Below are 12,088 nucleotides of genomic sequence, written 5' to 3'. Positions count from 1 at the left end.
CAGAATATTGTTATTTAGATAAGCATAGAGTTCAAAGGGTCTTGGGGGGGTTGGTCAATACAGATGGTAAATTCCCCCATAAAAGTGATTCCGATTTCATGCAGGCTTTGCGCGAATGGCTAGGAATTAATGACGCTGCGACTTTTTCAAATGACTGGCTTGCCGAAGGTGATCTAACAAAAAGTAGCTACGAGTCGAGTGAAATTTAATGTTTGCTCAAGCTAGAATAGATCCAGGCTTTCATGTCGTGGTAGAGGGAGGCGCTGAGCATGTATTAATGGGGGTCTCTCACGTACTGTCTGATCCGGTTCAACGAAGGATTATACAAAAGATTGTTGACGTAACTGACATAGGTGATGGCAAGGTAAGGATCAAGCATTCTAGCCGGTTAATCGTGGGTAGGGTAAAAATTGGGCCTTACACAATAACAACGACCCCTCCATTTGGTGCTGATGTTTTTCTATTGTTGGTGCTTTATGCAACTCATGGTGAATTGCGAAAGTTTAATCTAGAAAATTTTAGTGGTGTTAAAGTTGGAGTGCTTAAGCATGACATGTTTTTGAGCGTAATGTCATCTATATTGGTGGCTCAAGCGGAAAGCTTGCTTCAAGGGCATATTTCGAAAGCTTATGTGAAAAAAGAAACTTTTACAAAAAATCTTCGTGGTAATATTGTTTGGCCCAAGAATTTTGGGCGGCATCCGTTAGAGGGGCTAAGGTGCCGGGTTTTCGAGCAGGATGCTGACAATCTTCTCAATAGGATTGTTCTTGCCGGCTTGGAGGTGGCCTCAACTATTTTAGAGAAAACTTCAAAAGCTTCTGCTGCATCGACTCAGCTCTTTATTTGGCGCCAAATTTCATCGAAAGGCCACCTGCTTCCAACGGACTTTGATTTGGCTGATCGGAATATTTCTCGCCTAACTGAAAGTTATCGACCGCTAATTCAGATAACAAAAGCTTTGGTTCTTGGGGTAACACCTCTCGATTTAACTGAAACCGGCAGCGCCAGGCTGAATGATCTTGATTTTTCGATCCCTTCACTCTTCGAATCGTTCCTCTTGAGATTGTTAGCTCCTTATGCAGCTAAGCTGGGTCTCCGACTGGTATTTAAGAACGCTGACCGCCATGCTCTAATTGATGAGACAGGGAAAACATATCGAAAGGTAGAGCCAGATATCACTGTTTACAAGGGAATTAAACCGGTAGGCGTAATCGACGCAAAATTCAAACCTAGGTATGTAGAAAGCTCTCCCCAGAATTCAAGCGAACCTTTAGGTAAGGTCACGAACGAAGATATTTACCAGCTGTTTTTTTACCAGTCTAGGCTGCAAGCAGTTTTCAGTCAAAGCATTCCACCTAGAGCCATTATTATAGCGCCTAAACTATCGCCAAGTGATGTCGCACCCCCTGATATTAAAAGCCGGACTGTTGTTTGGTGTGAAACAAACAGTGGGGTCTCAAGACCGTCTCTAAAAGTGCTTCCTATTCAGCTACAGGATGTACTTAAGATGTTGCTTCATAAGGGCGAATGCGAAGTTGTTGAAGAGTGCTTGTCTGAGATTGCTGCGGAATTGAAGCTTATGGCTTCTTGAGTTTTAGATGCTTAATTTAAAAGATGAAAAGTCCATGGTTTTTCTAAACGACGAGCGAGTAGTTGTACGGTCAGCAAATAGTAATACTGGGTCGCTTTACTGTATTGATCAAGGTGATGGGTAAGAAACCAAACCACATGCTTTCTCTGCCAGGCCCAAGGAGTTTCTCGCTGCCAACGTTTAGCTATCTCAGCTTGGATAAACTTCGCCTGCCGCAAATGGCGTTGCCGCGTCGCAAACGAGCCAGTCAACACGCCAGCCAAGAACAACTCCATATCGAATAGCTTACTCATGACCGTCCTCCAATGTAGGCCGCGACTACGTCGATCCGACCGTGCCCAAGCTCATAGCTGATTTGCATTCTGGCCCCTCGATCTAGGTGCTTATTTATCTGAAAAGATTGGCCGCCACTGATGGGCGAGGGGTGTTGGGTGATATGCTCGTAGCGCTCACATGCGTACGCCGCTCGTAGCTCATGGAGGCCCTTGAGGTTGTGTGCATGCAAGACGTCCCGTGCAGGACGGATGATTGCTTGCAAAACATTCAGATAGCTTTCGTTAGGTGCAATCAGGTTGCGGCTTCCTGCAGGTGACACCTGCCTTGCAAATCCAAGTGCACCTTGAACCTGGTCGTCCACCGTAATCCAACGTGGCGCCGAGGCCCCGGCTCGGCCACCTTTGGTGCCATCCTGAATGTTAATTCTGCCTAGGTCGTTAGCCTCACGGGTTAGCCGTGGCAGATCAGCCAGGATGGCCTCACGCAGGCGCATGCCGGTAGCTCGCGCCAACAGAACAATCGCTGCGGCCCGTTGCTGATGATCGCGACAAAGCGCATCGACGATCTGCTTAACCTGTTCGCGGTCTTGGCCTTGCGGAGCCGATTGGCGAACTCCGGTGCGCTGCATACCCAATGCCTTGCTTGGACTGGGCAATTTCACGTACTGATCACCGCGAAGCGCCGACATGGTCCTGTTAACGCTGGATAGGCGATTTTGTGCGGTGCTGACAGCAAGGTCACCGCGCCTAACCATGTCGCACAGGTACGCCGCATAGTCGGCCAGCACCTCCCGATCAATCATCCGCGCATCATTGATACCTGGCCCTCGTTCGGAGCGGCACCACTTCACGAATGCCTGCCATCGATCACTATGCGCCTTGACCGTACCGTAGTGGCCACCGCCGAACATGTCTTTCAGCGCCTGCGGCCCTGCATAGCTCAATTGCCTGCCATAGCCGAAATTGCGGCCATCACGTCTACCCACCAATGCCATGTCGCTCACCTCATCCTCCGATCTCCGATCCTCGCCCCACGTCATCCCGCCAAGAATGTTGAGTGTTATCAGGGATCAAGGCCCCTGCGACCTGTGGGGAATGTCCACTACGCGGGACTGGCGGCTCCTTACATCCGGGAGCAAGGGCATCTCATGATCTGGCCTCCTGAACACCGTTGCCGGTGGGCGGGTGGAGGCAGTGCTGGCTGACTAAACCAGCGCCTGAAGATCCAGAGCCGGGTGAACGCAGCAGTGCGATGACCGGGGCATACCTGACTGTCAGTCAGGTGCAGTCCATTCCTTGGTCTGCGGCACCATCATCTACATGGCTGTTGCTGGTGACATCGGCGTTTGTCACGCCGATTGTCACGAGGGGGAATGCCGCAAAGCCTTGGGCGATCAGGGCTGCAGCAGTGTTAGAAGTGCCCGTCTCTTTCCACAGAAAGAGACGGGCACAGGTTGGCGCAATATTTGGCCAAGCGGATAGGTTGCTGCAGGGCAACGAGGTACGGTGTATCTGGCGCACGAGCGCTAAATGTGTAAGAGCATCCATCACATGGGTAGTGACCGGGCGAGCTACCGGATGCGAATCGCCCTTGGGGAGAACCACCGCGAGAGCGGCGTGACCTTTAAGGCTCGGGTCACCTGGGGTGCTGTCATCGACAGCGCTTGCACGGCCAGTTCTACGCCTGTGGATGAACGCGGTCAAGGGCCGATGCTCAGCGCTCTTGGGAACGTGAAAAGCGATTATCCATCGGTGGAATTCCGTGGTAAACCCCGGACAACGTCTTAGCTTTTAGCTCTTCAAAGTGAGGTCCATCCAAACAGGGTGGCTTTGCAGCCCTGTTTGGATGGACCCGTGCTGAAAAGCGGGAAACGAGACTGCTTTCCCTGAATCTTGAGCGCTCAGTTGCTGTCGCCGCCGTTATTGCGCCTTTACAGCGCTAGCGGATCGGCACCACGTTCTTGTCTCTGACTTGGCCATATGCTGAGGCAAGCAGGCTGCCGGTGGCGGCCTTCTGGATGTACTCACTCCACCAAGCCATCATCGGCCGTCGTCGCTCGATGTAGTCGGCTCGGTTGTAGGCACTGCGCACCTCATCCTTGTCGACGTGCGCCAACGCCACTTCGATGAGCTCCGGGTCCCACCCATGTTCATTTAATATGGTGCTGGCCATCGAGCGCATGCCGTGGCTGACCAAGCGGTCCTGAAAGCCCATGCGTTTCAATGCCATGTTGGCGGTCTGGCTATTGGCATGAGTACGAGGGTTTCGGTCTGCCGGGAAGACGTATTCCCGATGACCACTGTGAGACTTCAGTATCTCCAGCAATGACATGGCTTGATCGCTCAACGGGATGCTGTGCGGGCGACGCTTCTTCATCCGCTCTGGCGGGATGGTCCAGACACGCCTTTCAAAATCGATGTCTGTCCAACGAGTAGTCGCCGCCTCGGCTGGGCGAGTCATGGTGTGCAACTGCCATTCGATCAGGCAGCGGGTCGTGCGCTTGATACTGGCGTTCGCTATTTCCAGCATGAGTTCAGGAAGCTCCTCGGGTGGTAGCGCCGCCATGTTTTCTTTCTTCGGTTTCTTGAATACCGCCCGAATCCCGCTAAGCGGGTTCGCGAAAATCATTCCCGAATTGACCCCGTAGGTCATGATCTCGTTGAGGCGCTGGCCAAGCCGCTTCACCGTTTCCAAGCTGCCTTTGGCTTCGATAGGGCGCAGGATTTTTATCACCATCGGTGCGCTGACTTCTGAGATCGGAGTCGATTTCATGCTCGGAAAAACGTGCAGCGTGAGTGAGCGCCAGATGTCCTCGGCATAGGCCGGCGTGACCGAGTCCTTTTTCAGCTCGAACCAGGCGCTAGCTACTTTCTCGAACGTATGTTCCGTCTCGGCTAGCTTTGCCTGTGCGAGATCATTGCGCTGAGCTTTGGGGTCGATCCCCTGCGCAAGTACTTCCCTAGCCTCAACCGCTTTCCGCCGAGCTTGCGCCAGAGAGACCTCGGGGTAGGAGCCGATCGCCATGTTAATTCGATTCTTGGTGATCGGATGCCTGTAGTTGAAATTCCACTGCATCGAGCGGTTGACCCGGACTCGGAGCTGGAGGCCGTCGCCATCCGTGAGGACGTAGTCCTTGTCTCTGGGCTTGACCGCCTTGAGCTGGCGGTCGGAGAGGCGAGCTGTTTGAGCGCACATGGGAGAAGCTCCATGACACCTTTTGGTATTCCCAAGATTAGCCCCAGGTAGGCTGGAATACCACCGGGAATACCGGGATGGCTGGAACTCAAAAAACCGTTGTGGCCCTCAAAAGAGCGGTAAACCCTTGATTTCACTGACTTCCAGGCACAAAAAAAGACGTCCGTGGACGTCTTTGTTTGATCATTTGGTGGAGCCGGGGGGATTTGAACCCCCGTCCGCCAGTACTCCGCTGTCGGTACTACATGCTTAGCCGTGTCTACTGATTTAATCCGCAGCCGCCCGACGGGCAGGGTGCTTTGGATGAGTTGGGTAAGTTTTAGTCGCTTTGCCCCCAACGTGCTACACGACGATCCTGTTCTGTATGACAATCATTTCGGGTTTACAGGCATCCCCTGATGATTGCTGGAGCCGAAGCTACCAGGAGAGCGGGCTCAGCTGCTTACGCAGCGAGAGCGTAGCCCTCGTAGTTTTCGTCATTGGCAACTATAGAAAGTTGCAACAGTGGATTTACGAGTTCTGTTACCAACTCGGCATGCACCTAGAGTTTCGCTACCGGCGTCGAATCCTGATCGGCCCCACACTAGCTCTTGGCTAACGTACCTTACGGCACGTGAAACGGAGTATACGCCATTGCGCGGGCGACGTCGACAGTCGGTCCTGTTGCCCGCGCTGTCTAGCCTCAGGCGCCGCCGCCGCCAGCGGAACCGCTGCCTTTTTCGGTCTTTTCCAGGCGCAGCAGGACTTTGCTGGTGATGGCGATGCATTCTTTCGTATCGCCAGAGGCTTGGGCGGCCTTGGCTTTGTCGATTTGTTCGGTCAGGGCGTTGTCCAGGCCTTCGGCGGTAGCGCCCGCGGTGGCCATGTCGTTGTCGATTTTCGCCAGGTTGGTGGAGCACAGGTCGGCGGCGAATACCGGCGAGGCTAGGAGGGTTGCGGCCGCGAAGAGGGCCGAAAGCGCGGTACCTTTCATGGGTGTCTCCTTTAATGGCCGCTGGGAAGTGGGCCTGTAAAGGTGGACTACTGCGGTTTGGCGAGGGTTCAATCGCAGTGATGGCTTTTGGCTTTGGGGGTGGATTGGGCGGCGAAATAAATGGGATGGCGAGGGCGTTGCCGTGTTCACGGGTTAGCCACCCCCACCGGCGGTGGGGGCGGGTCGCTGTGCGGCCTTGGGGGTTAGAGGCTGCGTGGGCGGGTAACGCGGTCTACCAGGTAAACCAGGCCGTGGTAGTCGATGCCGCTGTGGCTGGACAGGCCGATTTCGCAGGTGCGGCTGGTGGAGATGCCTTCGCTGCAATATTGCACGGCGTCTTTCAGGCTGCGCAGCGAGTGGGCGTTCAGCTCGGGGGTGGTGAAGCCTTTATCGCCGGCAAAGCCGCAGCAGTGGATGCCTTCGGGGATTACCACCTGTGTGCTGCAACGCCGTGCCAGGTCGATCAGGGCCTGGCTTTCGCCCAGGTGCTGGGTGCTGCAGGTCACGTGCACGGCCACTGGCGCTTGTTGGGGGGTGAACTCCAGTTTGTCCAGCAGGTGGGTGCGGATGAAGCGCACCGGGTCGTACAGGTCTAGCCGGGTTTCGCCCAGGTCTTGCACCAGGCGCAGGGTGCAGGGGCTGGTGTCGCAGTAGATCGGGTCCAGGCCGCCGCGGCTGGCGTGCAGCAGGGCGTTGATCAGCTCTTGGCGTTTGTGCTCGGCCTGTTCGGGGTAACCCTTGGAGGCGAACGGCTGGCCGCAACAGAGGCTGTCGGCGTTGTCGGGGAACACCACTTGGTAACCGGCTTTTTCCAGCAGGGCGCGGGTTTTGTCGAGCAGCGAGCTTTGCTCGCGGTCGGCATAGGCAGGGCCCATCACCCGGGATACGCAGGCGGCCAGGTACACCACGCGGGGGCGGGCGTCGTTGCTCGCTGGGCCCACTGCCGGGGTGCGCAGCGGCTGTGGCATGGCAGCCGACCACTGCGGCAGGCGGCCTTTGCTGGCTTTGCTCAGCGTGGCGCTCAGGCTGGCCAGGCGCGGCGCGCCGAGCAGTTTGCGGGCGGTGTTGGCGGCGGTGAGGGTGAAGCGCGCGCCAGCCAGGGCTGTGTGGAAATGCTTGGCCAGCCAGTCGGCGGCTTTGCCATGGGTCGCGGCCTGGCTACGCAGTTTTTTCACCAGCTCGCCTGTGTTGATGCCAACCGGGCAGCGCTGGGCGCACAGGCCGGTGGCTGCACAGGTGTCGATGCCCTGGTACTGGTAGGTTTGCAGCAGGGCGCGGGTGTCGATACCGGCGCGCTGCTTGGCCTGGATGTCGCGCCACATCACGATGCGCTGGCGGGGGCTCAAGGTCAGGCCTTTTGAGGGGCAGACCGGTTCGCAGAAACCGCACTCGATGCACTTGTCCACGATGGGGTCGGCAGCGGGCAGGGGCTTGAGGTTTTTCAGGTGAATGTCGGGGTCGGTGCTTAGCACTACGTCGGGGTTGAGAATGCCGTTAGGGTCGAGCAGGCGCTTGAGCGTCCACATCAGCTGGTAGGCATCGGCGCCCCATTCCAGCTCCACGAAAGGCGCCATGTTGCGGCCGGTGCCGTGCTCGGCCTTGAGCGAGCCACCGAACTCCACCGCCACCAGCTGCGCTACGTCGTCCATGAAGGCCTGGTAGCGGGCGACTTCTTCGGGGCTGTTGAAACCTTGGGTGAAGACGAAGTGCAGGTTGCCCTCAAGGGCGTGGCCGAAAATGATCGCTTCGTCGTAGCGGTGCTTGTCGAACAGCTGGAGCAGGCGGTTGACGCCTTCGGCCAGTTGCTCCACGGGGAAGGTGACGTCTTCGATGATCACCGTGGTGCCGGTTTGGCGAATGGCACCGACGGCGGGGAAGGTGTCCTTGCGGATCTTCCACAGCTGGTTGTAGACGGCTGGGTCTTCGCTGAAATCGACTTTTTGTTCCAGCGGGTAATCGTCGATCGAGGCCATTACCTGGTGCAGTTGCTCGTGCAGCAGGCTCTGGCTGGCGGCGCGGGACTCGATCAGCAGCGCGCAGGCATTGCCCGACAGGCCTTTGACCCATACTGGCATGCCGGGCATGTTCTGCACCGAGCGCAGGCTGCGGCGGTCTAGCAGCTCCACGGCGGACACGGGCTGGCGCTTGAGCACGGTGACGGCGCGGCAGCAGCTTTCCACGCTGGGGAATACCAGCAGGGCGCTGGCCTTGTGAGGGTGATCGGGCACCGTGTTGTAGGTGACGGCGCTGATGAAGCCCAGCGTGCCTTCCGAGCCGACCAACAGGTGCTGAAGGATATCCAGCGGTTGGTCGTAGTCCACCAGGGCGTTGAGTGACAGGCCGGTAGTGTTCTTCAGCCGATACTTATGCCGGATGCGCGCGGCCAGTTCGGTGTTGGCGCGGGTTTCGCGGCCTAGGCGGGCGAGGGCTTCGAGCAGTTCGGCGTGGCTGCTTTCGAAGGCCGCGACGCTTGCCGGGTCTTCGCTGTCCAGGCGAGTGCCATCGGCCAGTACCAGGCGCAGGCCGGCGAGGGTGTGATAGCTGTTCTGCGCGGTGCCGCAGCACATACCGCTGGCGTTGTTGGCGACGATGCCGCCGATTTTGCAGGCATTGATCGAGGCCGGGTCAGGGCCGATCTTGCGCCCATAGGGTGCTAACCAGGCGTTGGCCTGGGCGCCGATCACGCCGGGTTGCAGGCGAATCTGCTCGCCTTGGCCACGGATGTCGCGGCCATTCCACTTGTCGCCCAGCACGATCAGCACCGAGTCGCTGATGGCTTGGCCAGACAGGCTGGTGCCAGCGGCGCGGAAGGTGACCGGCACGCGCTCGCGCTGGGCCAGTTGCAGCAGCGCCACCACTTCGTCTTCGCTTTCCACGCGCACCACCAGCTTGGGGATCAGCCGGTAGAAGCTGGCGTCGGTGCCGAAAGCCAAGGTGGAGGTTGGGTCGTCGAAACGGCGTTCGGCCGGGATCAGGCGCTCGGCATCACGCAGAAACGCAGCGGGCAGGCTCATGCAATCTCCTCACGGGGCCGCGGCGTCTGGCGCGCGGCGTGCTCCGGTCATTCAGGCGGTACGGGAGGGGGCGCTCAGGCGCCCAGTTCGCGGACCAGCGAATCGCGGTTGATTTCGCTGATCGACTTGGCGCCGGTGAGCACCATGGCTACGCGCATTTCCTTTTCGAACAGCTCGAGCAGGTTCTTCACCCCGGCCTGGCCATGCACAGCCAAGGCCCACAGGAAGGCGCGGCCGATCAGCACGGTGTCGGCGCCCAGGGCGATCATGCGTACCACGTCCAGGCCACTGCGAATGCCGGAGTCGGCGAGGATCTTCAAATCGCCTTTGACCGCATCGGCAATCGCCGGCAGTGCGCGGGCGCTGGACAGCACGCCGTCGAGCTGGCGGCCGCCGTGGTTGGACACGACGATGCCATCAGCGCCGAACTTGACTGCGTCACGGGCGTCGTCTGCGTCGAGGATGCCTTTGATGATCATCGGGCCGTCCCAGAATTCGCGAATCCATTCCAGGTCCTTCCACGAGATGGAGGGGTCGAAGTTATTGCCCAGCCAACCGATGTAGTCGGCCAGGCCCGTGGGGTTGCCACGGTATTTGGAGATATTGCCCAGGTCATGGGGCCGGCCCATCACGCCGACATCCCACGCCCACTGGGGGTGGGTCATGGCTTGCAGCACGCGGCGCATCGGGCCGTTGGCGCCGCTCATGCCGGAGTGGGCGTCGCGGTAGCGGGCGCCGGGTACTGGCATGTCGACGGTGAACACCAGGGTTTTGACGCCAGCGGCCTTGGCCCGCTCCAGGGCGTTGCGCATGAAGCCGCGGTCTTTGAGCACATAAAGCTGGAACCACATCGGCCGGTCGATGGCTGGCGCCACCTCTTCGATCGGGCACACCGACACGGTGGACATGGTGAAGGGGATGCCGTGGGCCGCTGCTGCGCGCGCGGCCTGCACTTCGCCCCGGCGGGCGTACATGCCGGTGAGGCCGACTGGGGCCAGGGCCACGGGCATGCTCAGGGTTTCATCGAACAGTTTGGTTTCAAGGCTCAGCGCAGACATGTTCTTCAGTACGCGCTGGCGCAGGGCAATGCTGGCCAGGTCCGAGACGTTGTGGCGCAGGGTGTGCTCGGCGTAGGCGCCGCCGTCGGCGTAGTGGAACAGGAAGGGGGGCAGCTTGCGTTGGGCCGCGGCGCGATAGTCGGTGGAGGCGGAAATGATCATGGATTCTCGCAGCGTGGGTTGAAGGCGATGCCGGGCGCGTCATTGCGCCCGGCCCCTTTCACTTTAGTGATGAACCAGCATGCCGGTCAGCCAATACGCCTGAATCAGGGTGATCAGGCCGACGATAGTGGCGAAGAACAGGCTGTGTTTGACGGTGAAGCGGAACAAATCCGACTCCTTGCCAACCAGGCCAGTGGCGGCGCAGGCCACGGCGATGGACTGCGGCGAGATCATCTTGCCGGTCACGCCGCCGCTGGTGTTGGCCGCGACCAGCAGGGTGTCGTTGACCCCGATCTGGTGCGCGGTGGTGGCCTGCAGCGAGCTGAACAGCGCGTTGGAGGAAGTGTCGGAGCCGGTCAGGAACACGCCCAGCCAGCCGAGGAACGGCGAGAAGAACGGGAAGGCGGCGCCGGTACCGGCCAGCACCAGGGCCATGGTCGAGGACATGCCCGAGTAGTTGGTGACGAAGGCGAAGGCAAGCACCATACCGATCGACAGGATCGGCCAGCGCAGCTCCCAGAACGTCTCTTTGAAAGTGGTAAGACCAGTTTTGAAATTGATCTTCAGCACGGCCATGGAGATCAGCGCCGAGAGGAAGATGGCGGTGCCGGTGGCCGAGATCGGGTCAAGTTTGAACACTGCAGGCATGGCCGTAGGTGCGGTGACGATCGGCGCGGTTTTGATCACCAGTTGGTCGAGGTGAGGGATCGCGAAGTTGAACACGAAGTTGTACATCGCACCGCCCGGAGCGAAGGCCGCCTTGAAGGGCTTCAAGGTCCAGATGGTCACCAGCACGGTGAGGATCAGGAACGGCGACCAGGCCTTGAAGATTTCGCCGAAGCTGTAGGGGGTCGGCTGGCTGCCGCTTGGCTGCACCACCGCAGCGCCGACGCTGGCTTTGGCTTCGGCGAATGCGCGCTTAGGCTGCCACACTTTCAGGAACAGCGTCAGGCAGATCAGGCTGGCCAGGGCCGAGGTGATGTCTGGCAGCTCTGGGCCGATGAAGTTGGAGGTGAAGTACTGGGTGACGGCGAAGCTCAGGCCAGCGACCAAGGCGGCCGGCCAGGTTTCCTTCACGCCCCGCAGACCGTCCATCATGAATACCAGCCAGAACGGCACGAACAGCGACAGCAGAGGCAGCTGGCGGCCGGTCATGGCGCCAATGTGGAAGGCGTCGATACCGGTGACCTGGCCGGCCACGATGATCGGGATGCCCAGGGCGCCAAACGCCACAGGGGCAGTGTTGGCGATCAAGCATAGGCCAGCGGCGTACAGCGGGTTGAAGCCCAGGCCTACCAGCAGGGCCGCAGTGATGGCGACCGGTGCGCCGAAGCCGGCTGCGCCTTCGAGGAAGGCACCGAAGCAGAAGCCGATCAACAGCACTTGCAGGCGCTGGTCGTCGGTGATCGACAGTACCGAGCTGCGGATCACTTCGAATTGGCCGCTCTTGACCGTGAGTTTGTACAGGAACACCGCGGCAACGATGATCCAGGCGATGGGCCAGAGGCCGTAAAGGAAGCCATAACCTGCAGCAGCCAAGGCCATGTCGACAGGCATCTGGAAGGCGAAGATCGCCACCAGGATCGACAGGGCAAGGGTAATGCTGCCTGCCACGTGGCCTTTGAGGCGGAACACGGCCAGGGCGAGGAAGAAGAACACGATAGGGATGACCGCCGCCAGCGCGGACAGGCCGAGACTACCAAGCGGGGTATAGAGTTGTTGCCAGGTTTGCATATGGGGTGGCCCCTAATTGTTGTTGGTCAGGCACTGGCATTGGATAATTGGTAAGACCAATTTACAATGGCTGGTCGCTAGGTTA

The 12,088-nt window shown here is 58.8% G+C and carries 9 protein-coding genes and 1 other RNA gene; 2 read left to right on the top strand and 8 right to left on the bottom strand.

Annotation, left to right across the window (positions count from 1 at the left end; translation table 11 throughout):
• Together ACK59H_RS16590 and ACK59H_RS16585 are read left to right on the top strand one after the other, a co-directional pair.
• Positions 1-209: hypothetical protein (locus tag ACK59H_RS16590; protein ID WP_409264640.1), on the top strand; the 209-nt coding region annotated here is incomplete at its 5' end.
• Positions 209-1,591: a 5-methylcytosine restriction system specificity protein McrC gene (locus ACK59H_RS16585; RefSeq protein WP_409264639.1), complete on the top strand. Its 1,383-nt coding sequence runs from the start codon at positions 209-211 to the stop codon at positions 1,589-1,591. The genes ACK59H_RS16590 and ACK59H_RS16585, both read left to right, overlap by 1 nt.
• A gap of 11 nt (positions 1,592-1,602) precedes the next feature.
• On the opposite strand, the gene ACK59H_RS16580 is transcribed toward ACK59H_RS16585, so the two are convergent.
• The 8 genes from ACK59H_RS16580 to ACK59H_RS16545 all read right to left on the bottom strand — a co-directional run bounded on the left by ACK59H_RS16580 (position 1,603) and on the right by ACK59H_RS16545 (position 12,003).
• The gene (locus ACK59H_RS16580) at positions 1,603-1,884 is read right to left on the bottom strand and encodes a hypothetical protein (RefSeq protein WP_186702330.1); all 282 of its coding nucleotides are present in this window, start codon (positions 1,882-1,884) and stop codon (positions 1,603-1,605) included.
• Positions 1,881-2,861, bottom strand: a complete 981-nt coding sequence (locus tag ACK59H_RS16575; RefSeq protein WP_409264641.1) for an integrase domain-containing protein — start codon at positions 2,859-2,861, stop codon at positions 1,881-1,883. The genes ACK59H_RS16580 and ACK59H_RS16575 overlap by 4 nt, the downstream gene beginning before the upstream one ends.
• A gap of 944 nt (positions 2,862-3,805) precedes the next feature.
• Positions 3,806-5,062 (bottom strand): integrase domain-containing protein, encoded by a 1,257-nt coding sequence (locus ACK59H_RS16570; RefSeq protein ID WP_409264638.1) that lies wholly within the window; start codon positions 5,060-5,062, stop codon positions 3,806-3,808.
• A gap of 188 nt (positions 5,063-5,250) precedes the next feature.
• Positions 5,251-5,642, bottom strand: a transfer-messenger RNA (tmRNA) gene (ssrA, locus tag ACK59H_RS16565).
• Between the two features lie 102 nt (positions 5,643-5,744).
• On the bottom strand, positions 5,745-6,035 hold the full coding sequence (locus tag ACK59H_RS16560) for a hypothetical protein (protein WP_060480024.1): 291 nt from the start codon (positions 6,033-6,035) through the stop codon (positions 5,745-5,747).
• A 203-nt stretch (positions 6,036-6,238) separates the two neighbouring features.
• Positions 6,239-9,049, bottom strand: coding sequence for an FAD-binding and (Fe-S)-binding domain-containing protein (locus tag ACK59H_RS16555; RefSeq protein WP_409264637.1), 2,811 nt, complete (start codon positions 9,047-9,049; stop codon positions 6,239-6,241).
• Between the two features lie 74 nt (positions 9,050-9,123).
• Positions 9,124-10,269: an FMN-dependent L-lactate dehydrogenase LldD gene (lldD, locus tag ACK59H_RS16550; protein WP_060480026.1), complete on the bottom strand. Its 1,146-nt coding sequence runs from the start codon at positions 10,267-10,269 to the stop codon at positions 9,124-9,126.
• Between the two features lie 63 nt (positions 10,270-10,332).
• A complete protein-coding gene (locus tag ACK59H_RS16545; RefSeq protein WP_060480027.1) occupies positions 10,333-12,003 on the bottom strand; it encodes a lactate permease LctP family transporter in 1,671 nt (556 codons plus the stop codon).
• Positions 12,004-12,088 lie beyond the last annotated feature (85 nt).

The sequence above is a fragment of the Pseudomonas sp. KCJK9000 genome (assembly GCF_046230725.1).
In the GTDB taxonomy this organism is placed as follows: Bacteria; Pseudomonadota; Gammaproteobacteria; order Pseudomonadales; family Pseudomonadaceae; genus Aquipseudomonas; species Aquipseudomonas promysalinigenes.
The sequence above is the reverse complement of the archived record's forward strand: the minus strand, read 5'-3'. Positions and strand labels throughout refer to the sequence as shown.